Below are 23551 nucleotides of genomic sequence, written 5' to 3'. Positions count from 1 at the left end.
CGCAACCCGCCGATAGCATCGCTCAAAGCAGCAGGACTTCTCGATCTTAGGAAACGTATCGTGCCTCATTCTTCGGTGGCCGCCGGTGTCGCCCACGGCTGCCGCGAACTCACCCGGTACACCGAGTTCCGTGCGGCCGCCGCGCTGTACGCCCGCGTCTTCGCATACACGGAGAACGAGTACGCCCTCAACGCCAACCTGCTCACCGCCCTCGCCCGCAACGGCGGTTCCGCGGTCGGCGCCTTCGCCGACGACGGAGAGCTGATCGGGTTCGCGTACGGGTTCGCCGGCTGTGACACCACCGGCGCGTCCTTCCACTACTCGCAGGCGGCCGCTGTCGATGCCGCGCACCAGGGACGCGGCGTCGGCCAGGCGCTCAAGCTCGCGCAGCGTGCCGTGGCCCTGCGCTGGGGGCAGCGGACGATGCGGTGGACGTTCGATCCGCTGCTGTCACGCAACGCGCACTTCAATCTGAGCTCTCTCGGCGCCGTTGGCATCGCGTACGAGCGCGACTACTACGCCCGCCCCGACACCGACCGCCTGGTGGTCTCCTGGGACCTGGACGTCGCCGATCGTCCGACCCGCCGGTCCCTTCCCGTCCCTCCCATGCTCGGGCCGGACGACTGGGGGCGGGCCGTGGCGGCGGACGGCGGCACCTGGATCGCGATCCCGACGCGACCCGGCGCCCTCGACACCGAGGAGCGCGCGGTGCTGCGGCGGGATCTGGAGCGGACGATGACCGCGGCATTCCGCCGCGGGGACGTCCTCGTCGGGGCCACGCGCCTCGACGACGACGACACGGCGGTATACCGCGCGACACCTCGGGAGGGCACGGCATGAACGACCACGACCAGGAGGATCGCGACCTCGTCTCTCCGCGAGACCGCTACGGCGAGCGCATCCGCACCAACCTCTCCGCCGAGAGCATCCAGGCGCGGATCATCGAGACCGAGCAGCGCACGCTCGCCCAGACCTTCGAGGAGCTCAGCCGCTCGGCCCAGGTGCCGCAGGCCGCGGCGCTGCTGCTCGGCGCCCGGCGACGGTACGTGGCCGGCGAGGGCAAGGCGGCGGCGTACGCGCAGCTCCTCAACGCGGATCTCTCGGCGACGCTGTCGAACGTCTTCCTCGTCGACGGGCACGCGCTGCAGCCGCTCACCGTGCTCACCGACGTCCGGGCCAGCGACGTGCTCATCGCGTTCTCCCTGCGGCGCTACCGGGAGGAGACCGTGCGGCTCGGGCGGCTCTTCCACGAGGCGGGCGGTCAGCTCGTCGTGATCACCGACAGCGAGGACGCCCCGCTCGCATCCATCGCGACCTCGCTCATCCGGGTGCGCACGGGATCGGCGTCGTACGCCGACTCGCCGACCCCGGTCGCGGCGGTGTGCCACCTGCTGAGCGCGCTCACCACGGCGAGCGCGAAGGGAGCGCGACGGCGGCTCGCCGAACGCGACCGGCTGGTGGCGCGCCTGGGTCTCTACGGCCCCGAGACCGCGCGGGCCCGCCCCGAGGAGGAGGCGTGAGGGTCGTCCGCGTCCGGCTGTTCGCCCTGCGCCAGCCGCTGCGTCACAGCTTCGAGACGAGCTCGCACCGCAAATCCGGCATCGAACACGTGCTCGTCGAGGTCACCGATGCCGACAGCCGGACGGGCTGGGGGGAGATCGCGTCCCCGAGCGATCCGTTCTACGGTGCGGAGACCACGGTCACCGCGTGGGAGATCGCCACGCGGTACCTCGTGCCCGCGCTGCTCCGTGCCGAGGGGGAGGAGCCGGCGGAGCTGGAGGCGTCGTGGGCGCGGGTCCGCGGGCACGAGTTCGCGAAGGCCGGGTTCTCCGGCGCGGTGTGGGACCTGGCCTCTCGGCGGCGGGGGGTCGCGCTCGCCGCGGCCCTGGGCGGGACGCGTGACGAGGTCGTCGCGGGGGTGTCGTTGGGCATCGAGCCGTCGATCGACGAGCTGCTCGCGCAGGTGGAGGTGCAGCGCGCCGCCGGCTACCCCCGCGTCAAGCTCAAGATCGCTCCGGGATGGGATGTCGAGCCGGTGCGTGCGGTGCGCGGCGCCTACCCCGACCTCGATCTCCACGTGGACGCGAACGGCGCCTACGCCGATGACGAGCGGGCGGCCGCGGTGTTCGCGCGCCTGGATCGCGAGGCGCTGACCATGATCGAGCAGCCCTTCGCGCCGCGGGATCTCGTGGCCCACGCCGATCTGCAGGCGCGGCTCGACACGGACGTGTGCCTGGACGAGTCGGTCGTCGACCTCGGCGACCTGCGGACCATGATCCGGTTGGGTGCAGGGCGGGTCCTCAACATCAAGGTGTCGCGGATGGGCGGGCTCACCGTCGCCCGCGCCGCGCACGACGTTGCGCAGGACGCGGGCATCCCCGTGTGGTGCGGCGGGATGCACGAGTTCGGCGTCGGGCGAGCTGCGAACGTCGCGCTGTCGTCCCTTCCCGGCTTCCTGCTGCCGTCGGATGTGTCGGGATCGGACAAGTACTACGAGTCCGACATCATCGCGCCTCCGGTGACCGCCGTCGCCGGTCGCGTGACGGTCCCCACCGGACCGGGCATCGGACACGAGGTGCTCGCCGAGCGCATCGCCCGTGACGCGTCCCGCGTCTTCGACTCCTCCGCGGCCGAGGCCCCCGAGGCCGTCCTGACCGCGGGCTGACCGACCCCGAACCTGCGAGAGCGGAATCCCATGCGTGCACTGCTGCTGTACCGGCTCGATCTCGCCGTCGAAGCCGCGGAGGACGGGATCCACCCCGTCGATCCGCGCGAGCCGATGATCCGGGCGACCGACCTCGGCGTCACCCGCGGCGACGGCGTGTTCGAGACCGCCGTGGTGCGCGGGGGCAGGCCGCAGGCGCTGGAGGCGCATCTCGCGCGGCTGGAGCGTTCGTCGCAGCTCCTGGGGCTGCCCGCGCCAGGCCGAGAGCTGTGGGCGCGGGCGGTGCGCCGCGCGGCCGCCGAGGTCTCCCGCCCCGGAGTGCTCCGGGACGGGGAGATCGCCTCGATCAAGTTCGCGATGACCCGCGGGGACGAGATCGACCCGGCCGGACCGACGGGGTGGGTGCTCGGCTTCGCGGCAGAGGACCCGGAGGCCGTCCGCGCGCGGGGCATCTCCGCGGTGGTGCTCGACCGCGGGTACCGGCACGACATCATGGAGACCGCGCCCTGGCTGCTGCAGGGAGCGAAGTCCCTCGCGTACGCCGTGAACCAGGCGGCCCTGCGGGAGGCACGGAGCCGAGGTGCGGACGATGTCGTCTTCGTCAGCGCCGACGGGTTCGTCCTCGAAGGGCCGCGGTCGACGCTGATCGCGCGGCTCGACGGGACGCTGGTCACGCCACCGCCCGAGCACGGGGTGCTCCCCGGGACGACCCAGGCCGACGTCTTCGCGGGACTCGCCGAGGTGCCCTCCCGCGTCGGTCCGATGATGCGGGACGATCTGGAGCGGGCGGACGCCCTCTGGCTCTGCTCCAGCACCCGCGGTGCGGTGCCCGTGCGGGAGCTGAACGGTGTCGCGCGCGCCGTGGACCCGGTGCTCACCGCGCGGATGAACGCGGTGCTGGATGGACGAGAGGACTGAGATGGTCGACGCGGACCTGCCGATCGATCGGGTGATCGACGGCCACAACGACCTCGCCTGGGCGAGCAGGACGCTGCTCGGCTACCGGGTCGCGGAGCTCTCCGGCCCGGTGACGGCCGCGCAGACCGATCTGCCGCGGCTGACCGCGGGCGGGGTCGCCGGCCAGTTCTGGTCGGTCTGGGTCGATCCCGTGCTGGAGGGGGCGGAGCAGGTGGTGGCCACGCTCGAGCAGATCGACTTCGTGCACCGCCTCGTCGACGCCCACCCGCAGCGCTTCGCGATCGCTCGGACGGCGGCCGACGTGCGTGCGGCGATGGCGGAGGGGAGGATCGCCTCGCTCATCGGCATCGAGGGCGGCGACCAGCTCGGCGGATCGCTGGCCGTGCTGCGGCAGTTCGCGCGTCTCGGCGCGCGCTATCTCACCCTGACCTGGTCGCGGACGATCGCCTGGGCTGATTCGGCGACCGACGAGGCGCGCCACGGCGGTCTGACGGACTTCGGACGCGAGGTGGTGCGCGAGATGAACCGCATCGGTGTGCTCGTCGACCTCTCGCACGTCGCTCCGACGACCATGCGGCATGCTCTGGAGATCACGACCCGCCCGGTGATGGTGAGCCACTCCGGCGCTTTCGCCCTGTGTGACCACCCCCGCAACGTGCCGGACGACGTGCTCGCCGCGATCGGGGCGCAGGGCGGCGTCGTGATGGTGCCCTTCGTCCCCACGTTCGTCTCGCAGGCCCGCCGCGACTGGTGGGAAGCCGGGGGAGAAGGAGAGGCGCCGCGCGTCGGCGTCGCGGACGTCGCCGATCACCTGGACCACGTGCGTCGCGTGGCCGGCGCACAGGCGGTCGGGATCGGCGCCGACTACGACGGCTCCGATGCGATGCCGGACGGTCTCGGCGATGTCTCGGGGTACCCGGCGCTGTTCGCCGAGCTGCGGCGTCGAGGCTGGTCGGAGCACGACCTCCGGGCCCTGGCGCACGAGAACGTCCTCCGGGTGCTGGCGGCCTCCGACCCTGACCACGAGGCCTTCCTCGCGGGCAGTGCAGGAGAGCCCGCCGCGGCCGCGCTCGCTCCCGCGGTCGACACGACGATCCGGGAGGGGGCGCTGTGACCCCGCGCGTCCTGGTGATCGTGAACTCCGCGAGCTCCGGCCCGCGCCGCCTCGGCACCTGGCTGCGGGAGAAGGCGATCGACGTCGACGAGATCGTGGGAGCCGAGCAGCCGCTGCCCACCTCCCTGGACGGCTACGCCGGACTCGTCATGCTGGGCGGCGGGCTCATGCCGGACGACGATGACCGCGCGCCGTGGCTCGCCGCCGAGCGCGCGCTCGCCGCGGAGGCCATCGACCGTGACCTCCCCACCCTCGGTATCTGCCTGGGCGGTCAGCTGCTCGCCCACGTGGCCGGCGGCGAGGTCGCCGAGAAGACCGGACCCATCGAACGCGGCGCGACCTCCATCCGCCCCACCGCGGCGGGACGTGCCGACGCCCTGTTCGCGGCCCTCGGCGATGAGGCTCCGATGATCGAGAACCATCAGGACATGATCACGCGGCTGCCATCCGCGGCGGTGCTGCTGGCGACGAGCGCCGCCGTCGAGAACCAGGCCTTCCGGCTGGGGGCTCGGGTGCGGGGCGTGCAGTTCCATCCCGAGGCGTCCGCGGCCGACCTCGCCCGTTGGGACGACGCGGCACTGCGGGGAGAGGGACGCTCGCTTCCCGCCCTCATCGCCGCCGCCGAGCGCGTGCACGATCACAACACCGCGGCCAGCCGCGCGCTCATCGAGGCCTTCGCCGACGAGGTGCGCGCCGGGGTCCCCGCATGACCGGGAAGGATGCGGATCTCCTCGTCACGGAGGAGACCGCCGCGGAGGCACTCCGCCACGGCCTGGACGAGCGCGCGCGTCGTGCCGCCCCGGCCGCCATCGCCGCGGTGGCCGAACGGGGAAGCGTCCGCGCAGTGCTCACCCACGGCCATCCCCGCGCCGATGAGGCCCCGACGACGCGGGACACCGTCTTCCGCATCGCGTCGATGTCCAAGAGCTTCCTGGCCGCCACCGTGCTCTCGTTGCGCGACCGCGGCCTGCTCGACCTCCACGCGCCGATCCGCACCTACCTGCCGGAGGTCCGGCTGCAGTATCGGGGCGCCGACGTCGAGGTCACCGGCGACTTGCTGCTCTCCAACCGGTCCGGTCTGGGGGAGGACAACGCCTGGGTGGACCGCGATCTCGGCGCCTCCCGCGCGGAGATCGCGGCGCTCTTCGCGGGTGGGGTGCGGCTCGCGGCCGCGCCGGGAACCGTCTACCAGTACTCCAACCTCGGCCAGTCGCTGCTCGGCCGCGTCGTGGAAGCGGTGACGGGGCGGGCCGTGGAGGACGTCATCCGGGAGACCCTGCTCGAGCCCCTCGGACTGCGCCGGACGGCGCACGGGGCGGACGGCTACGCGCCCGAGACGCTGGCCGGCGGGTTCCGGACGTTCGACGACGGCGCCACGTTCCGCCCCGAGCCGTTCGTGGGGTCCGGGGCACTCGGCTGCATCGGCAGCATGTTCAGCACCGTCGACGACATCGCGAGATGGATGTGGTTCCTCGGCTCGGCCTTCACCGACGACCCGCTGGCGCCCGCCGTGCTGGCTCCGGCGTCGCGACGGGAACTGCAGCAGGCCCGCACCCCCATCCCGGTGCCGTCGGCGATGTTCGACGGGCGCGATCTCGCGGGGGCCGGCTACGGCTACGGCCTCTTCGTCGAAGACGATCGGCGGTTCGGGCGGGTCGTGCAGCACTCCGGCGGCCTTCCCGGATTCTCGGCGCACATGCGCTGGCATGCCGCCACCGGCATCGGCGTCGTGGCCTTCGGGAACTCCGACGAGTTCGGCGCCCGGCGGATCGCAGGCGCCGCGCTCCAGCAGCTGCTCGAACAGACGGACGCCCCCTCCGCGGTCCTGCACCCGTGGGCGGAGACGGTCGCCGCCGCGCAGGCTCTCGATGCCGCGATCCGCTCCGGACGGCCTGCCGCCACGTACCCGTTCCTCGCCGACCATGTGCTCGACGACATCCCGGCCGACGTCCGCGATGCCCGGCTGGCGGCACAGGTCCAGGAGATCGGCGGATTCCGCGCAGAGCAGGACCCGTTCCCGGATCGCGTGGTGGCCGCGGCGACGGAGGCCGAGCTGCGCTGGCGGATCGCGGGGAACCGCGGCGACCTCCTCGTCGACGTGCGGCTGGTCGGGCTGCCGGAGCCTCGCGTGCAGGGGGTGAGCGCGGCGGTCGTCGCGCCAGGGCGGACACGTGTCGAGGGGGAAGGGGCCGGGGCCGCAGAGCGACACCGGATCATCCTGCCGTCCCCCTGATCCCGGGACGGGCACAGATCGACCGGGTCCAAAAAACCGCCCTAGGATGGAGACATCCCGACCCGTCCGTTCTGAGGAATCCTCATGCCCGCCACCCCTGTGCGTCGCCTCCTGCCCTTCGCCGCGCTCGCCGCCGCCACCGCCCTGGTGCTGAGCGCGTGCGCCGGCCCGTCCACGGAGAGCGACGGCGGTGAGCTCGTGTGGTCGATCGAGGGCGCGAACCTGTCCGCCGGGCACATGGACCCGCAGGTGAGCCAGCTCGACGTCTCCGGCATGGTGCAGCGGGCGGTGCTCGACTCCCTGGTCTTCCAGGAGGACGACGGCACGTTCAGCCCGTGGCTCGCGAAGAGCTGGGACGTCTCGCCGGACAGCACGGAGTACACGTTCACGCTGCGCGACGATGTGACCTTCACCGACGGCGAGCCGTTCGACGCGGAGGCCGTCAAGGCGAACTTCGACCGGATCGTCGACCCGGAGACCGCCTCGGCTCAGGCGGCGAGCATGCTCGGTGCGGACTTCTACGACGGCACCGAGGTCGTCGACGACCACACGGTGAAGGTCTCGTTCACGCAGCCGTATGCGCCGTTCCTGCAGGCGGCCAGCACCCCGCAGCTCGGCTTCTACTCGCCGGCAGTGCTGGCCGAGTCGGCCGACAAGCTCAAGGCGGGCGGCCCCGACGTCACGGTCGGCACCGGACCCTTCGTGCTCACCGAGTACACCGCAGACCAGGAGATCGTCTACACGCGCAACGACGACTACGCCTGGGGTCCGCACGAGGCGAAGGCGCCGGCGTTCGAGACGCTGCGCGTGCAGATCCAGCCGGAGGCGTCGGTGCGTACCGGAGTGATCGAGAGCGGGGAGGCCGACCTCGCCAGCAACATCCCGCCGAACCAGGTCGCCGGGCTGGACGACGCCGGCGTCACGGTCGACTCGGTGGAGTACCCCGGACTGCCCTACTCGCTCTACCTGAACGAGAAGTACGGCGTCTTCGCCGACGAGAAGGTGCGACAGGCGTTCGCCCGCGGCATCGACGTCGACGCGGCGGTCGAGGAGATCTACTTCGGGCAGTTCCCGCGGGCGTGGAGCATCCTCGGCAGCACGACCCCGGGCTACGACGCGTCGCTGGAGGACTCCTGGCCGTTCGATCAGGACGCCGCGAACGCCCTGCTCGACGAGGCCGGGTGGACGGAGCGCGACGCCGACGGCATCCGCATGAAGGACGGCGAGCGCCTGTCCGTGCGGTGGATCGCCTGGACCCCGGTCCCGGACGACCGCGCGGCGCTGGCCAACGCGATCCAGTCGGACCTCAAGGCCATCGGCTTCGAGGTGCAGCGCGAGGAGCTGGAGCCCGGCGCCTACAACGCCCAGTACGAGCCGAAGACGTTCGACCTCACCGACTGGGGCTTCTCCGGCGTGGACGCCGACTTCCTCCGTGCGCACCTGCACACCGACGGCTTCCAGAACGCCTCGCAGGTGAGCGATCCGGAGATCGACGCGCTCCTGGAAGAGGCCGTCGCGTCGAGTGATCAGGACGCCCGCAACGAGCTCTACACGCAGCTGCAGCAGTGGAACGCGGAGTACACGGCCATCGTCCCGCTCTACAGCCCCTCGGCGATCACGGCGGTCGGCGAACGTGTGCAGGGTCTGGACTTCGACCTCTACGGGCGGCCGCTCTTCTACGATGTGAGCCTCGGCTGACATCCGGCGGCCGTCGTTTCGAGGGAGCGGGCGGAGTGATCGAACCGTGAAGGCGGTGCTCGGCCGTGCCCTCGGGCTCGTCGCCTCGGTGGTCATCGTGCTGTGGGGCGCCGCGACGGTCGCGTTCCTGGCCTTCCGGGTGATCCCCGGCGACCCGGTCTCGGTGATGCTGGGGCCGCAGGCGCAGGTGAGCGAGGCCGTCAAGGACGGCATCCGCGCCGATCTCGGGCTCGACCGTCCGCCGCTGGAGCAGTACGTCGGCTTCATCGGGCAGCTCGCCCGCGGCGACCTCGGCGAGTCGTACCAGCTGCGGCTGCCGGTGACCGAGGTCATCGGACGGCAGCTCGGCGCGACCGTGCAGCTCTCGGCCCTGGCGCTGGGGATCGCCGTCGTCCTCGCCCTCGCGGTCGCGGTCTTCGTGCGGGGCCGTGTCGGGCGTACCGTCGCCGCCGGCGTCGAGCTCGTGGTGCTCTCCTCGCCGGTGTTCTGGATCGGGCTGCTGCTGCTCAGCGTCTTCGCGTTCGGACTGGGGTGGTTCCCCGTCTCGGGCACCCGCAATCCGGCGACCATCGTCCTGCCGGCGATCACGCTCGCCCTCCCGGTCGCGGCGCTGCTCAGCCAGGTGCTGCGCGACGGGTTGATGCAGGCGGAGCGGATGCCGTTCGCGGAGACGGTCCGCGCGCGGGGCGCCGGGCCGACCTGGTTCACGCTGCGGCACGGGGTGCGGCACGGCGCCGCGTCGGCGGTCACCCTCGCGGCCTATCTCACCGGCTCGGTCCTCGGGGGCGCGGTTCTCGTCGAGACCGTGTTCGCCCGGCCCGGCCTGGGGCGGGTCACTCTCGCCGCCATCAACGACCGGGATCTCCCCGTCCTCACCGGGATCATCCTGCTGAGCGCTCTCGTCTTCGTCGTCATCAACGTGGTGGTGGAGCTCGTGCATCCGCTGATCGACCCCCGCGTCGCCGCCTCCTCCCGACCGGGAGTCGTCCGATGAGTCGGGGGCAGCGGTTCCTGCTGGGCTCCGCCGCGGTCGTGCTGGTCGTGGTCGCCGTCGCCGCCCTCTGGCCGGGGCTGCTCGCCACGCACGATCCGCTGCAGACCGAGGTGCGGGCCGCTCTGCTGCCGCCGAGTGCCGAGCACCTCTTCGGCACCGATCAGAGCGGCCGCGACGTGTACTCCCGCGTGGTGTTCGGCGCGGGGCGCTCGGTCGGGATCGGACTTCTCGCCACCGCCATCGCCCTCGCCGCCGGCCTGCTGGTGGGGGCGCTCGCCGGCATGTCGCCGCGGGGCGTGGACATCACACTCATGCGCGTCAACGACGTGCTCATGGCGTTCCCGGAGTTCCTGGTGGCGCTCGTCGTGGTGGCCGTGCTGGGACCGGGCCCGGTGAACATCGCCATCGCGGTGACGCTGGCGGCCGCACCCGTGTACGTGCGGCTCGCCCGCGTGCAGACCCGGACGCTCCGCGTGGCGGAGCACGTCGAGGCCGCCCGCATCCTCGGCGTGCCGCCGCTGCGGGCGTTCCGCAGGCACGTGATCCCGGGAGTGCTGGGATCGCTGAGCGTGCTGGCGACCATCGGCATCGGGTCGAGCATCCTCGCCGCCGCCGGACTGAGCTTCCTGGGCCTGGGGCCGTCCGAGCCGACTCCCGAGTGGGGCCTCATGCTCGCCGGCGGTCGCAACGTGCTCGGGCAGGCGTGGTGGGTGTCGGTCTTCCCCGGTCTCGCGATCACGCTGACGGTGGTGTGCGCGACGGTGATCGGTCGGATCCTCCGGGCTCGGGCGGAGGGGAGGGACGCATGAGTGCGGCGCTGGAGGTCGAGGGGCTGCGGATCGCCTTCGCGGGGACTCCCGTCGTGGAGGACGTCTCGTTCGCGGTGGATGACGGCGAGTGCCTGGCGATCGTGGGGGAGTCGGGGGCGGGGAAGTCGCTCTCAGCTCGCGCTCTGCTCGGCCTCACGCCGTCGACGGCCGACGTCGCCGTCGGCCGGCTCCGCATCGACGGGGTGGATGCCGCCGCGCTGACCGAGCGCGGCTGGCGGCGGCTCCGGGGAACCGGGATCGGCCTCGTGTCGCAGGACGCCCTCGTCTCCCTGGACCCGTTGCGACGGATCGCGGACGAGATCGCCGAGCCGCTGCGGCTGCACCGCCTCGTGCGCGGGCGCGCGGCCCTCGCTGCGCGGGTGCGGGAGCTTCTCGGACGGGTGTGGATGCCCGACCCCGACCGCCGTGCACGGCAGCGTCCGCAGGAGCTCTCCGGAGGATTGCGGCAGCGCGCGCTCATCGCCTCGGCGCTGGCCGGGAGCCCCGCGGTGCTCGTCGCGGATGAGCCCACCACGGCTCTGGACGCGACCGTGCAGGCCCGGATCCTCGTGCTCCTGCGGGAGATCGCCGACGACGGCACCGCCGTGGTCTTCATCAGTCACGACTTCGCGGCGGTGCGGCGAGTGGCGGATCGGGTGCTGGTGATGAAGGACGGCCGGATCGTGGAGTCCGGCCCGGTCGCGGAGGTACTGGCCGCCCCTCGCCATCCGTACACCCGGCAGCTCCTCGCGGCGACGATGCATGAGCCGCGGGAGGAGCGTGCGGCGTTCTCGGAGGCCGTGGTGGTCGCCGACGACGTGTCCAAGACGTTCGGCGGGGTGCCCGCGGTCGTCGATGCGTCGTTCACGGTGCCCGCCGGGCGGACGCTCGGCGTCGTCGGCGAGTCCGGATCGGGCAAGACGACCCTCGCCCGGATGCTGGTGGGCGTGGAGACGCCGGACACCGGAGTGCTGCGGTGGACCGGGGCACCACGGGTGCAGCTCGTGCATCAGAACCCGCTCGGCGCCTTCGACCCGCGGTGGACGGTCGGGCGGTCCCTGGAGGAAGCGTTGGAGGCGGGAGGGGTGCCGCGCGGCGCGCGTCGGATGCGGGTCGCGGCGCTGCTCGCGGAGGTCGGGCTCGACGTGAGCGTCGTGGAACGACGACCGGCGGCGCTGTCAGGCGGGCAGCGGCAGCGGGCGGCCCTGGCCCGAGCGCTCGCCGCCGACCCGGACGTGCTGGTGCTGGACGAGCCTGTCTCGGCCCTCGACCCCTCGGTACGCGAGCGGGTGCTTCGGCTCCTCGCGCGGGTGCAGGAGGAGCGGCGGCTCACGATGGTGTTCGTCTCCCACGACCTCGACGTCGTCGGCGCCGTCGCGGACGACGTCCTGGTCATGCAGGACGGCCGGATCGTCGAGCAGGGGCCCACGGCGGCGGTGTTCTCGGCGCCGCAGCACCCGTTCACCCGGGAGCTGCTCGCGGCGAGCGGCCCCGTCAGTCCGTGACGGTGATCCCGAGCCCGGCCGCCATCACGGGCGCGAGCTGCTGCACCTGCACCGGCGAGAGGGTGGTGCCGCGCAGGCTCTGGACGTCGAGGTAGGAGAGCGCGTCGAGGCCGCGGAGGTCCACGTCCTTCGCGCGCAGGCCCCGGGGGTCGACCTCGTCGCTGCGCGTGGCCTGGAACCGGACACGCATCAGTTCGGCCTGCGGGATGTCGATCGTGCGGACGGCGCATCCCACGACGTCGACGTCTTCGGCGCGGGCGGCGCCCAGGTTCAGGTAGTCGATGCGCACGTCCCGCAGCTCGAGCTCGGCCACGCGGGCGTCACCGAGGTCGAGGGTCCCGATGCGGCCGCCCATGATCCGGAGTCGACGGATGCTCGCGTTCCGTAGCCGGAGCGACGCGATGCGTGGCTCGGGCAGGTCGACGTCGAGGAGCGTGGCCCCGGTGAGGTCGATGCTGTCGGCATCGGCCTGCACCGCGCACTGCTCGAGCGTGGCGTACGCGAGGTCGACGGTGCCGGTGAGCTCCAGCGCGGCGGCGAGGAGGTCAGCCCGGCGCGCGGCTTCACGCGGCTCCAGCACGGGCGGCAGGTCGGGCGCGGACACACGGGGCGCGGTCGGGGAGTTCGGCATCCTCCGAGGCTATGTCCTCCCTCCGACACCCTCGCTCCTCCCTGCTCCGGCTCCCAGGTCGCAGATCCTCACTGACTCGCAGTCTCCCTCGCAGCCCCTGCGATAGGAGTCCCGATCTGCGACCTCACCCCGGCCCACCCCGGCTCCGTGGCTCCGGGACTCTTGCCTGCGGGAGCTCGCTGATCTGCGCCGCGTCGCAGGCCCCCGCCAGGTTCCTCCGACGTGCGCGTGAATCTGCGACATCGAGCGGGTGGTACGGAGGAGAAGGACTCGGGCTGCACAGGAGAGGGAGTGGGGGAGTTGTGCACAGAGGGTGGGAGGAGTTGGCCGAGACAGGGAACGAGGGAGGGGTGGGGGAGCAGCATCGAGAGCATGGATGGGATGAGGCGGGCACGGCTGCTGCAGGCGATGCGCGAGGTCGACGGAGTCGCACGGGTCGAGAGGCTCCGGGATCGCGGGGTCAGCCGGTACGACCTCGAGACGGCGGTCGCGGAGCGGGTGATCCAGCGGGTGCGAGTCGGGTGGGTGGCGCTGCCCGGTGCCGATCCGCGTCGGGTGACCGCGGCGCAGCACGGTGTTCTGCTGACGTGCGTGACGCAGGCGCGGCGGCTGGGCATCTGGGTGCACGACGAGAGACCGCGCCTTCACCTCGCCGCCAGCCCGGGCAGCCGGGGCGGGAAGCCGCCGGAGGCCCGCGTGCACTGGGCTCGGCCTCTGGTCCCGCGACACCCCGATGCGCTGGAGGACTCGATCGAGAATGTGCTGAGCCTGGTGTCCACGTGCGAGCCGTACGAACAGGCGCTCGCGACCTGGGAGTCGGCATTGAACAAGGGTCTCGTCGATCGAGAGAGGCTGCTCCGACTCCGCTGGGGACCGCGCGGGCGGCGGCTCCTGGCCGAGGCGCTGCCGTTCGCCGATGCGGGGCTCGAGACCTACCTGCGCGTGCGACTGCGCTGGCTCCGGCTGCCGCTGCGCTTCCAGACGTGGATCGCCGGGCATCGGGTGGACGCCCTGATCGGCGAGCGGCTCGTGCTGCAGATCGACGGCGGCACCCATGTCGGAGCCCAGCGCGACCAGGACAACCGTCACGATGCGGAGCTGAAGCTGCGCGGCTACCACGTCATCCGTCTGGGCTATCACCAGGTGATGGACGAGTGGCCCGCGGTGCAGGACCTCCTCATGCGCGCCGTCGCCCAGGGACTGCATCGTGCTCGCACGGCGTGATGTCGCAGATTGCGCCCCTGGTCGCAGGGTTCTCTCCAGGTCCTCCGACGTCGAAGAGAATCCGCGCGGGGAGGAGCACGCGTACAATGGGCGTACGAGCATCGATCCGGCCATCACCGGGGAGCTCTCGGAAGAACGGTCCGGTGACGGGCTCAGTAGAACCGAGCGGGGCAGGCCCGTCACAGCCGCAGTGAGAGTGGTCCGTGGGTCTCTGAGCTTGTCGAGGGGACGCAGGGGCACGCGAGGTGGTACCGCGGTCCGCGAGGATCGTCCTCGCAGCAGCATCCGCCACGACGACCACTGCGAGAGACCATGACCTACCCGCGCTCCTCCTTCGGCCCCGCTGCCGACCAGGCCACCACTGTGGCGCCGAGCCCCCGCTTCCCGCAGATCGAGGAGGAGGTGCTCGACTTCTGGAAGACCGACGACACCTTCCGCGCCTCCATCGAGCAGCGCGAAGGCGCTCCCGAGTGGGTGTTCTACGACGGCCCTCCCTTCGCGAACGGTCTGCCGCACTACGGCCACCTGCTCACGGGCTACGCGAAGGACGTGTTCCCGCGCTTCCAGACGATGATCGGGCACAAGGTCGATCGCGTCTTCGGATGGGACACCCACGGGCTCCCGGCCGAGCTCGAGGCGATGAAGCAGCTCGGGATCACCGAGAAGAGCGAGATCGAGGAGATGGGGATCGACGTCTTCAACGAGAAGGCGCGCTCCTCGGTCCTGAAGTACACGCGGGAGTGGGAGGACTACGTCACCCGCCAGGCCCGGTGGGTGGACTTCGAGCGCGGCTACAAGACGCTCGACCTCGGCTACATGGAGAGCGTGCTGTGGGCCTTCAAGACCCTGTACGACAAGGGGCTCGCCTACGAGGGCTACCGTGTGCTCCCGTACTGCTGGCGCGATGAGACGCCGTTGTCCGCCCACGAGCTGCGCATGGACGACGACGTCTACCAGATGCGACAGGACCCGTCGGTCACCGTCACCTTCCCGCTCACCGGCGCGAAGGCCGAGGCGCTGGGCCTCACCGGCGTGCGCGCCCTCGCCTGGACGACGACCCCGTGGACCCTGCCGACCAACCTCGCGCTCGCCGTGGGGCCGGACATCGAGTACGTGGTGCTGCCCGCCGGTCCCGCCGGCGCCTCCGACGTGCACCAGGGCCGCGCCGCTCCCTCAGCCGACCAGCTCGCGGTCGAGGCCTCCGCACACCGCTACCTGCTCGCGAAGGACCTGCTCGGCGGATACGCCAAGGATCTCGGTTACGAGAGCCCGGAGGACGCGCTCGCCGCGGTCGACGCCACGCTGCGCGGTGCGGAGCTGGCCGACGTCACCTACGACCGCCTGTTCGACTACTACGCGGATGAGGAGACCTACGGGACGGGGAACGCCTGGCGCATCCTCGTCGACGACTACGTCACCACCACCGACGGCACCGGCATCGTCCACCAGGCACCCGCATACGGTGAGGACGACCAGCGCGTCGCCGGCGCGGCGGGCATCCCCACGATCCTGTCCCTCGACGACGGCGGCCGCTTCCTCCCGAGCGTGACGGATGTGGCGGGCGAGTTGTGGATGGACGCGAACACCCCGCTCGTGCGGATCATCCGCGACAACGGTCGCCTGGTCCGGCTGCAGAGCTACGAGCACTCCTATCCGCACTGCTGGCGCTGCCGGAACCCCCTGATCTACAAGGCCGTGTCGAGCTGGTTCATCCGGGTCACCGACATCAAGGACGACCTCCTCGCGAACAACGAGCAGATCACCTGGGTGCCGGAGAACGTGAAGGAGGGACAGTTCGGCAAGTGGCTCGAGGGCGCCCGCGACTGGTCGATCAGCCGCAACCGCTACTGGGGCTCGCCCATCCCGATCTGGAAGAGCGACGACCCGGAGTACCCGCGCGTCGACGCCTACGGCTCGCTGGAGGAGCTGGAGCGCGACTTCGGCACGCTGCCGCGGAATCCCGAGGGCGAGGTGGATCTGCACCGCCCCTACATCGACGATCTGACCAGGCCGAACCCGGACGACCCCACGGGCAAGAGCACGATGCGGCGCATCGGCGACGTCTTCGACGTGTGGTTCGACTCCGGCTCGATGCCCTACGCCCAGGTGCACTATCCGTTCGAGAACCAGGAGTGGTTCGACTCGCACTCCCCGGCCGACTTCATCGTGGAGTACATCGGCCAGACGCGCGGCTGGTTCTACGTCATGCACGTGCTCTCGACGGCGCTGTTCAACCGCCCGGCGTTCACGGGCGTCAGCTGCCACGGCATCGTGCTCGGCAGCGACGGCTACAAGATGTCGAAGTCGCTGCGGAACTATCCGGACGTGTCGGAGGTGCTGGACCGCGACGGGTCCGACGCGATGCGCTGGTTCCTGATGTCCAGCGCAGTGCTCCGCGGAGGCAACCTCATCGTCACCGAGGAGGGCATCCGGTCCGGCGTGCGCGAATTCCTGCTGCCGCTGTGGAACTCGTGGTACTTCTTCGCGACGTATGCGAATGCTTCGACAGGCTCAGCAGCCCAGGGAGGAGCAGGCTCAGCGACCCAGGGAGGAGCAGGCTCCGCGACCCAGGGAGGCGGGTACGAGGCGTCGTGGCGCACCGACTCGACCGACGTCCTCGACCGGTACATCCTCGCGCGGCTGGGCGACCTCGTCCGCGAGGTCCGGGCCGATCTGGAAGGTCTGGACTCGACCACCGCGTCCGCGCGACTGCGTGACTTCGCCGAGGTGCTGACGAACTGGTACATCCGCCGCTCGCGCGACCGGTTTTGGGTGGGCGTGACGCACGACCCGAAGAGCCGCGAGGCCTTCGACACGCTCTACACGGTGCTGGAGACCCTGTGCCGCGTGGCCGCGCCGCTCGTCCCGCTCATCAGCGAGCGCGTGTGGCAGGGCCTCACCGGCGGGCGCAGCGTGCACCTGCAGGACTGGCCCGATGCGGATCAGTTCCCCGCCGCCGACGAGATCCGCGACGCCATGGATGCCGTCCGTGAGCTGTCGAGCGTCGGCAACGCGCTGCGCAAGAAGGAGAAGCTGCGCGTGCGGCTGCCGCTCGCACGGCTCACGGTGGTCTCTCCGCTCGCGGCCGACCTCGGCCAGTTCGAGGACATCCTCCGCGAGGAGCTCAACGTGAAGACCGTCGAGCTCGTCCCGCTGACCGACGAGGCGGCGGGGGAGTACGGCATCAGCCACCGGCTGAGCGTGAACGCCCGCGCTGCGGGTCCGCGCCTCGGCAAGGACGTGCAGAAGGCCATCCAGGCCGCGCGCTCGGGTGACTGGTCCGAGACCGACGGCGTCGTGACCGCCGGCGGCATCGCTCTGGAGCCCGCTGAGTACGACCTCGTCCTCGAGACCACGGGTCGCCCCGAGGGGGAGGCCCTGGCCATCGTCCCGTCCGGCGGCTTCGTCCTTCTCGACACCGACACGACGCCGGAGCTGGAGGCGGAGGGCATCGCCCGCGACGCCATCCGCGTCGTGCAGGAGGCGCGCAAGAATGCGGGACTCGACGTCAGCGACCGGATCGTGCTGGCCCTCAACGCCGCCCCCGCGGAGGCGGCGGCGCTGGAGACCCATGCCGACCTCATCGCCGCCGAGACGCTCGCCGTGGCGTTCGCCGTGCAGCCGACCGACGACCTCGACCGGCTCGTCGACGAGGTCACCAGCCCCGGAGACGGCGTGCATCGGAGCGGGGCGAAGGCCCTCGGGGCCGGGAAGGCGCCGCTCCTCGTCACGATCGACACGAACCTGGAGAAGGTGGGCGCATGAGTGCGAGAGACCGGGCCGACGCCGTCTACGAGACGCTGCTGAGCCGTGCCGGGGAACGCTGGGTGCAGCCGCGCAAGGAGCGGACGGCGCGGATCCTCGAGTACCTCGACGATCCGCAGCGCACCTACCGCGTCATCCACATCACCGGCACCAACGGCAAGACGTCGACCGCGCGGATGATCGAGAGCCTGCTGCGCGCCCATGATCTGCGCACCGGCCTGTTCACGAGCCCGCACCTGGAGCGCTTCACCGAGCGCATCATGATCGACGGCGAGCCGATCGCCGACGAGGCCGTCGCCGATGCCTGGGACGAGATCGAACCGTTCGTGGGGATCGTCGACGCCGAGCTCGAGGCGGCGGGGGAGGCCCCGCTGACGTTCTTCGAGCTGCTCACGGTCCTCGCCTTCGTCGCGGTCGCCGACGCGCCCGTCGACGTGCTCGTCCTCGAGGTCGGCATGGGTGGCGAGTGGGACTCCACGAACACCGCCGACGGCGACGTGGCGGTGTTCGCTCCGATCGACATCGACCACGCGGACCGCCTGGGGAGCACGATCGCCGAGATCGCCCAGGTCAAGGCCGGCATCATCAAGGAGGGCGCCGCCGTCGTCTCCGCCCAGCAGCCCGCCGAGGCCGCCGAGGTGCTGCGCCGTGTGGCCGCGGAGCGTCATGCCACCATCGCCTTCGAAGGCGAGGACTTCGGGCTCGCCGAGCAGAAGCTCGCGGTCGGCGGCCAGCTCCTCACCATCCGCGGCCTCGCGGGGCAGTACGAGGAGGAGTACCTCCCGCTGTACGGCGCGCACCAGGGCCACAACGCCGCCCTGGCCGTCGCCGCCGTCGAGTCGCTCATCGGCGGCGCCGGTCAGGCGATCGCCGGCGGCGTGATCTCCGACGGACTCCAGGGCAGCACGTCTCCCGGCCGCCTGCAGCTCCTCGGCATCGCCCCCACCGTCATCGTCGACGCCGCGCACAACCCGCACGGCGCCGCGGCGCTCGCCCAGGCGCTGGACGACAGCTTCGACTTCGACGAGTGGGGTCTCGTGCTCGGCGTCCTCGCGGACAAGGACGCGGCGGGGATCGTCGCGCGGCTCGCGCCGGCCGCCGCGCACGTCTTCGCGACCGCGCCGGAGTCGGACCGCGCCAGCGATGCCGACCTCATCGCGGACCTCGTCGAACAGGCCGGACAGCGCGCCACCGTGCACCCGTCCCTCGCAGACGCCGCGGACGCGGCCCGGGAATGGGCGGCCTCGTCGGATCGTCGGGCCGTGGTCATCGCCGGCTCCGTCGTGCTCGCGGGTGAGGCGATCGCGCTCTCCGAGGAGGAGGACTGGAAGTCGGGGTGGCGCGCATGAGTGCCGCCGCCGCCCCGCGTCGACCGCGCACCCCGCGCACCCTCGTGCAGAAGCTCGCCCCGGTGGTGCTCGGCTTCGAGGCGATCGTCGTCTTCCTGGTCGGTCTCACCATCTTCGGCTTGAAGGCTCTGCCCGCCGGCATCGAGCAGTGGTGGGGGATCGTGGGCGGTGCCGTCGTGGCCGTGGCCTGCGTCGTCATCGCGGGCATGATCACGAAGCCCTGGGCGATCCCCGCCGGATGGATCGTGCAGATCGTGGTCGCGCTGTCGGCCATCGCCGTCCCCGCGGTGCTTCTCGTCGTCCTGATTTTCGGCGGCATGTGGGCGTATGCGACCATCATGGGGGCCCGCCTGGACGCACGACGCCCGAGCGGGGCTCCGACCGCGCAGAACGCAGACACAGAGAGTGAATGACATGGCCACCGAAGAAACCCTCGTCCTCGTCAAGCCGGACGGTGTCGCCCGCGGCCTCACCGGCACGATCCTCGCCCGCATCGAGGCGAAGGGATACGCCCTCGTCGACATCCGCCTCGTCGAGCCCGACCGCGACCTCCTCGCCGCGCACTACGCCGAGCACGAGGGCAAGCCGTTCTACGAGCCCCTTCTCGAGTTCATGATGTCCGGTCCCTCCGTGGCGATCCGCCTCGCGGGCAACCGCGTCATCGAGGGCTTCCGCTCCCTCGCCGGCACGACCGACCCCACGACCGCCGCGCCGGGCACCATCCGTGGTGACTTCGGTCGCGACTGGGGCCTCAAGGTGCAGCAGAACCTCGTGCACGGCTCGGACAGCCCCGAGTCGGCCACTCGCGAGCTGGGCATCTGGTTCGACTGACCCCGATCCTCACGACGAAGCCCGTCCGCCGGAATGGCGGACGGGCTTCGTCGTTCTCATGGAGAGATCAGAAGAGGATCTTCGCCATCTCGCCGAGGAAGTCGAGGCCCTGCAGCTGCGCGAGGAAGATGATCAGCGCATAGGCGACGACGGTCGCCAGCGGCACCCACGGCATGAGCTTGTCGGCGCCCGCGCGGACCTTCGCATTGCTCGTGAACGTGCCGTTGCGGGCCAGGTGGACCATGGTGGCGAAGAAGGTGGGGATCGTCACCGCCCAGGTGACCATGCACCAGGGGCAGAGCACGAAGAGGTCGTAGAGGCTCTGCGCGATCAGCCAGCACACGAGGCCGAACGCGAAGGTGATGCCGACCCCGAACGCTGCCCAGAACCATCGGGGGAAGCGTGCGCCGGCGAGGATCGCGACACCGACGACGAGCGGCGCCATCCAGCCCGTGAGGCCGATGATCGGGTTCGGGAAGCCGAAGACCGAGCCCTGCCACGACTGCAGGTTGGTGCTGCACTGGATGAACGGGCTGAGGTCACACCCGAGCGCTTCCTGCGGGTTCTCCAGCAGCGCGAACTTCTCGACCGTGAGCTGGAAGGCGGCGTACCAGCCGATGACGCTCGCGATGATCAACCACACGGCATAGACGACGGGGCGGGTGCGCTGCTCGCTCATGCTCAGGATTATCCCAGTGACGGCTATGGAAAGGGCGAGAACCGCCCGGAGAAAACGGGCGGGGACCGACGGGATGCCGCGATCGGACCGACTTGGTGCGATAATGACCTGTGATGCGATGAACGGCGTTGCCGCGACACGCGTCGAGCAGACTTCGGGGCCCATGCCCCACGCGACCAGAGCCATGAGCCGGTCGCAGGCCGATTGAGTTCGCGGCACCCGCGGGTGCCGCATGAGATTTCACGGGACACGCAGTGGACCGTGCCAGGGAGCACGCCAGAGATGGCCGATGAGAACAATGACAACAACGCCCCCGCCCTCGACGCCCCGGCTGATGCCGCGGAGCCGCTGACGGCGCCCACCGACGCCACAGACGTCGAGGCGGAGAGCGACACCTCCGCGGCGCAGGCTCCGTCCGAGGACGTCCCTGCGGAGTCCGACGCCGCCGCCGAGCCCGAGGCCCCTGCCGAGCCCGAGGCTCCTGCCGAGTCCGAAGCTCCCGCAGAGCCCGAGGCTCCTGCCGAGTCCGAGGCTCCCGCGGAGCCCGAGGCCCCTGCCGAAACTGAGGCTCCGGCTGAGCCTGAGGCTCCCGCAGAGTCCGAGGCTCCGGCTGAGCCCGAGGCCCCGGCCGAGCCGGAGAAGCCCGCGGCCGTCACCGCCGTGTCGCTCGGACTGCTGCCCGAGGTCTTCGTGTCGCAGGTGTCGACCCAGCTGCACTTCTATGCACCGGAGATCGTCCCGCTTCCTGCCCGCCCCGGTCGTGACGACCGTGCGCCGGAGCGCGACCAGGAGGAGTCCGGGGGAGGGCGCCGCGGGCGCCGTCGCCGTGGCGGATCCGAGGGCGATGACCAGCGCGACGAGCCGCGGCAGCGCCAGCGCGTCGTCGAGTACATCACCGAGCCGAAGGCGATCAAGGGTTCGACCAGGCTCGAAGCCAAGAAGCAGCGGCGTCGTGACGGCCGTGACGCCGGCCGTCGTCGTCCGGTCGTGACCGAGGCCGAGTTCCTCGCGCGTCGCGAGTCGGTCGACCGCAAGATGGTCGTGCGCTCCAAGAACGGCCGCACGCAGATCGGAGTCCTGGAGGACGGCGTGCTCGTGGAGCACTACGTCGCCCGCAACCAGGACGCCTCGCTGATCGGCAACGTCTACCTCGGTCGCGTGCAGAACGTGCTTCCCAGCATGGAGGCCGCGTTCGTCGACATCGGCCGCGGCCGCAACGCCGTGCTCTACTCGGGCGAGGTGGACTGGGACGGCGTCGAGACCGGCAACCAGCCCCGTCGCATCGAACTGGCGCTGAAGCCCGGCGATCGCGTGCTCGTGCAGGTCACCAAGGACCCGGTGGGCCACAAGGGTGCCCGCCTCACGAGCCAGATCTCGCTGCCCGGCCGCTACCTCGTGTACGTGCCCGGCGGCTCGATGAACGGCATCAGCCGCAAGCTCCCCGACAACGAGCGCGCGCGTCTCAAGCGCATCCTCAAGGAGGTGCTGCCGGAGTCGTCCGGCGTGATCGTCCGCACGGCGGCCGAGGGCGCCACCGAGGAGCAGCTGACCCGCGACGTGCAGCGCCTCACCTCGCAGTGGGAGCACATCCAGAAGCAGGTCGAGAGCCAGCAGGCGCCGGCGCTCCTGCACGCCGAGCCCGACCTGCTCGTGAAGATCGTCCGTGACGTCTTCAACGAGGACTTCACGAAGATGCTCATCCAGGGCGAGGAGTCGCAGCGCACGATCCGGGCGTACCTGGAGAGCGTCGCGCCCGACCTGCTCGAGCGCGTCGAGGCCTATGAGGACGACGTCGACCCGTTCGACGCGTTCCGCATCACCGAGCAGATCGAGAAGGCGCTGGACCGCAAGGTGTGGCTGCCCTCCGGCGGCTCGCTCGTGATCGACCGCACCGAGGCCATGACGGTCGTCGACGTCAACACCGGCAAGTTCGTCGGCTCGGGCGGAAACCTCGAGGAGACCGTCACCAAGAACAACCTCGAGGCCGCGGAGGAGATCGTCCGCCAGCTCCGCTTGCGCGACATCGGCGGCATCATCGTCGTCGACTTCATCGACATGGTCCTGGAGTCCAACCGCGATCTCGTGCTTCGGCGCCTGATTGAATGCCTGAGCCGCGACCGGACCAAGCACCAGGTCGCCGAGGTCACGTCGCTCGGGCTCGTGCAGATGACCCGCAAGAAGCTGGGGCTCGGCCTGCTGGAGACCTTCAGCGAGGCGTGCGAGGTCTGCGCCGGCCGCGGCGTGATCGTGCACCACGACCCGGTCGTGAAGCACCGCGCGAACGGCAACGGCAACAACAACGGCGGTAACGGCAACGGCGGACGCCGGCAGCGCGGGAACGGCAACGGCAACGGCGGTGGCAACAATCACCCCGCGCCCGCCGCACCGCCTGTGACCCACGCCATCACCGAGGGGGCGAAGTCCGCCCTCGCGCAGATCGCTGCCTCCACCATTGCGCCGGCCGGCGAACCGGCCGCCGAGGTGCCGGTCGTCGAGTCCGCTCCGGCGCCCGCATCCGAGCGCCCGAAGAAGGCCCGGAAGAAGCGCGGCGACCGCAAGGGGCCGAAGACCCCGACCGAGGAGCTGCTCGACTCGGTGCTGGACGCGCTTCCGGAGCCCAAGGCGCCGGGTCAGGGCCGTGGACGGCGTCGGGTCACCACCGCCGCGCTCTCCGGCACGCCCGTGTCCGTGAACTCGGAGGCCTCAGTGCCGCCGGTCGCGTCCGCGGACCCGGAGGCCTGAGGCGATCAGGCGCCGGACGAGCTCCTTGCCGGAGACGTGCTGTGCACCGCCGGCGATGAGCCGGGGGACGGCGTCCTCCGGGACGTCGTAGTGGTCGAGGTCGAAGGCCCGGGCGGGGATGCCGTGCGCGCGGGCGAACGCGTGCAGCTCGTCGAGGTTGTCGTCGCTGACCAGGTGCGCCCACAGGCGTCCGTGGGCGGGCCAGCGGGGGTCGTCGACGAGTACGGTCACTCCGTCAGCCTACGGCCGGCCCCGTCGCCCGGCTCACTTTGCGAGGTCAGCCGGCATCCGGTAAAGTAGTCCCTTGGTGCGCATGCCGCGTCGTCCTCGACGGCCGAAGCGGAGAGTCTTGCATTCGCGCCCGTCGTACCAGCGACGCATGCAAGCAACAGTC

The 23551-nt window shown here is 71.4% G+C and carries 20 protein-coding genes; 17 read left to right on the top strand and 3 right to left on the bottom strand.

The genetic code is table 11. From position 1 onward, the window contains the following. Positions 1-60 precede the first annotated feature (60 nt). From KZC57_RS03480 to KZC57_RS03430, 11 genes are all read left to right on the top strand, one after another. Positions 61-840 carry a GNAT family N-acetyltransferase gene (locus KZC57_RS03480; protein WP_247641050.1) on the top strand — a complete coding sequence of 260 codons (780 nt, stop codon included), beginning with the start codon at positions 61-63 and terminating at the stop codon, positions 838-840. After that, positions 837-1520 carry a MurR/RpiR family transcriptional regulator gene (locus KZC57_RS03475; protein ID WP_060923601.1) on the top strand — a complete coding sequence of 228 codons (684 nt, stop codon included), beginning with the start codon at positions 837-839 and terminating at the stop codon, positions 1518-1520. Before KZC57_RS03480 ends, KZC57_RS03475 begins: the two co-directional genes overlap by 4 nt. Further along, positions 1517-2665, top strand: a complete 1149-nt coding sequence (menC, locus tag KZC57_RS03470) for an o-succinylbenzoate synthase (protein ID WP_060923600.1) — start codon at positions 1517-1519, stop codon at positions 2663-2665. Before KZC57_RS03475 ends, menC begins: the two co-directional genes overlap by 4 nt. Before the next feature lie 30 nt (positions 2666-2695). Continuing rightward, entirely contained in the window at positions 2696-3583 is an 888-nt protein-coding gene (locus KZC57_RS03465) for an aminotransferase class IV (protein WP_247641049.1), read from the top strand. Position 3584: 1 nt separating this feature from the next. Continuing rightward, the gene (locus KZC57_RS03460) at positions 3585-4697 is read left to right on the top strand and encodes a dipeptidase (RefSeq protein WP_247641048.1); all 1113 of its coding nucleotides are present in this window, start codon (positions 3585-3587) and stop codon (positions 4695-4697) included. Then, the gene (locus tag KZC57_RS03455) at positions 4694-5407 is read left to right on the top strand and encodes a type 1 glutamine amidotransferase (RefSeq protein ID WP_217584329.1); all 714 of its coding nucleotides are present in this window, start codon (positions 4694-4696) and stop codon (positions 5405-5407) included. Before KZC57_RS03460 ends, KZC57_RS03455 begins: the two co-directional genes overlap by 4 nt. Beyond that, positions 5404-6930, top strand: coding sequence for a serine hydrolase (locus KZC57_RS03450; RefSeq protein ID WP_247641047.1), 1527 nt, complete (start codon positions 5404-5406; stop codon positions 6928-6930). The genes KZC57_RS03455 and KZC57_RS03450 overlap by 4 nt, the downstream gene beginning before the upstream one ends. 84 nt (positions 6931-7014) lie before the next feature. Next, entirely contained in the window at positions 7015-8628 is a 1614-nt protein-coding gene (locus KZC57_RS03445; RefSeq protein ID WP_247641046.1) for an ABC transporter substrate-binding protein, read from the top strand. A gap of 46 nt (positions 8629-8674) precedes the next feature. Then, positions 8675-9622, top strand: a complete 948-nt coding sequence (locus KZC57_RS03440; protein WP_060921670.1) for an ABC transporter permease — start codon at positions 8675-8677, stop codon at positions 9620-9622. Then, complete coding sequence (locus tag KZC57_RS03435) at positions 9619-10431, top strand: ABC transporter permease (RefSeq protein ID WP_060921671.1); 813 nt, start codon at positions 9619-9621, stop codon at positions 10429-10431. Before KZC57_RS03440 ends, KZC57_RS03435 begins: the two co-directional genes overlap by 4 nt. Then, positions 10428-11936, top strand: coding sequence for an ABC transporter ATP-binding protein (locus KZC57_RS03430; RefSeq protein ID WP_247641045.1), 1509 nt, complete (start codon positions 10428-10430; stop codon positions 11934-11936). Before KZC57_RS03435 ends, KZC57_RS03430 begins: the two co-directional genes overlap by 4 nt. Here KZC57_RS03430 and KZC57_RS03425 read toward each other — a convergent pair. Further along, positions 11926-12567 (bottom strand): pentapeptide repeat-containing protein, encoded by a 642-nt coding sequence (locus KZC57_RS03425; protein WP_247641044.1) that lies wholly within the window; start codon positions 12565-12567, stop codon positions 11926-11928. The genes KZC57_RS03430 and KZC57_RS03425 overlap by 11 nt on opposite strands. Before the next feature lie 372 nt (positions 12568-12939). Here KZC57_RS03425 and KZC57_RS03420 point away from each other — a divergent pair, with 372 nt between their 5' ends. From KZC57_RS03420 to ndk, 5 genes are all read left to right on the top strand, one after another. Further along, on the top strand, positions 12940-13791 hold the full coding sequence (locus KZC57_RS03420) for an endonuclease domain-containing protein (RefSeq protein WP_247641043.1): 852 nt from the start codon (positions 12940-12942) through the stop codon (positions 13789-13791). 312 nt (positions 13792-14103) lie between these two features. Further along, positions 14104-17556, top strand: a complete 3453-nt coding sequence (gene ileS, locus KZC57_RS03415) for an isoleucine--tRNA ligase (RefSeq protein WP_247641042.1) — start codon at positions 14104-14106, stop codon at positions 17554-17556. Then, positions 17553-18905, top strand: a complete 1353-nt coding sequence (locus tag KZC57_RS03410; RefSeq protein WP_060921675.1) for a folylpolyglutamate synthase/dihydrofolate synthase family protein — start codon at positions 17553-17555, stop codon at positions 18903-18905. The genes ileS and KZC57_RS03410 overlap by 4 nt, the downstream gene beginning before the upstream one ends. Further along, positions 18902-19318 (top strand): DUF4233 domain-containing protein, encoded by a 417-nt coding sequence (locus KZC57_RS03405; protein ID WP_247641041.1) that lies wholly within the window; start codon positions 18902-18904, stop codon positions 19316-19318. The genes KZC57_RS03410 and KZC57_RS03405 overlap by 4 nt, the downstream gene beginning before the upstream one ends. Before the next feature lies 1 nt (position 19319). Then, the gene (gene ndk, locus KZC57_RS03400; RefSeq protein WP_105949985.1) at positions 19320-19736 is read left to right on the top strand and encodes a nucleoside-diphosphate kinase; all 417 of its coding nucleotides are present in this window, start codon (positions 19320-19322) and stop codon (positions 19734-19736) included. 67 nt (positions 19737-19803) lie between these two features. Here the strand turns inward: ndk and KZC57_RS03395 are convergent, their stop codons facing one another. Beyond that, entirely contained in the window at positions 19804-20415 is a 612-nt protein-coding gene (locus tag KZC57_RS03395) for a vitamin K epoxide reductase family protein (RefSeq protein ID WP_105949984.1), read from the bottom strand. Between the two features lie 282 nt (positions 20416-20697). Here KZC57_RS03395 and KZC57_RS03390 point away from each other — a divergent pair, with 282 nt between their 5' ends. Then, positions 20698-23157, top strand: coding sequence for an Rne/Rng family ribonuclease (locus tag KZC57_RS03390; RefSeq protein WP_247641040.1), 2460 nt, complete (start codon positions 20698-20700; stop codon positions 23155-23157). Here KZC57_RS03390 and KZC57_RS03385 read toward each other — a convergent pair. Then, on the bottom strand, positions 23119-23388 hold the full coding sequence (locus KZC57_RS03385) for a DUF4031 domain-containing protein (RefSeq protein ID WP_060921679.1): 270 nt from the start codon (positions 23386-23388) through the stop codon (positions 23119-23121). The two genes, KZC57_RS03390 and KZC57_RS03385, sit on opposite strands and share 39 nt — an antisense overlap. Positions 23389-23551 lie beyond the last annotated feature (163 nt).

The organism is Microbacterium sp. KSW4-4 (genome assembly GCF_023091185.1).
In the GTDB taxonomy this organism is placed as follows: domain Bacteria; phylum Actinomycetota; class Actinomycetes; order Actinomycetales; family Microbacteriaceae; genus Microbacterium; species Microbacterium paraoxydans.
The sequence above is the reverse complement of the archived record's forward strand: the minus strand, read 5'-3'. Positions and strand labels throughout refer to the sequence as shown.